Origin of the sequence: Pelorhabdus rhamnosifermentans, assembly GCF_018835585.1 — a bacterium.
GTDB lineage: Bacteria > Bacillota > Negativicutes > UMGS1260 > UMGS1260 > Pelorhabdus > Pelorhabdus rhamnosifermentans.
Genome location: NZ_JAHGVE010000190.1, coordinates 1 through 232, shown reverse-complemented (window position 1 = coordinate 232; position 232 = coordinate 1). Strand labels below are relative to the sequence as shown.

Annotated in this window: 1 protein-coding gene; it reads right to left on the bottom strand. The window is 38.8% G+C overall.

The window, feature by feature from the left end; all coding sequences use genetic code 11:
* Nucleotides 1–32 precede the first annotated feature (32 nt).
* Nucleotides 33–232: hypothetical protein (locus tag Ga0466249_RS26310; RefSeq protein WP_215832438.1), on the bottom strand; the 200-nt coding region annotated here is incomplete at its 5' end.

Here is a 232-nt window from a genome sequence, read left to right as displayed (position 1 = left end):
CTAATAGTCAAGGCAACAAATGATCTGTTACATCATAATCCAAATAGGGAAACCGCCACAGACAACGTAAAATTCACCAACATAAATACCACCGGCATTGTGTCTATAAAGCAGCTATTAATATACGAAAATTTAATGTGTTCCTGCCAAACCTCTGACAAACTCAGCGCTGTCAACAACTGGATATTAAAATCGTTTCTCTGGCAACTCAGTGTTGTCAATGGCTGGAAAC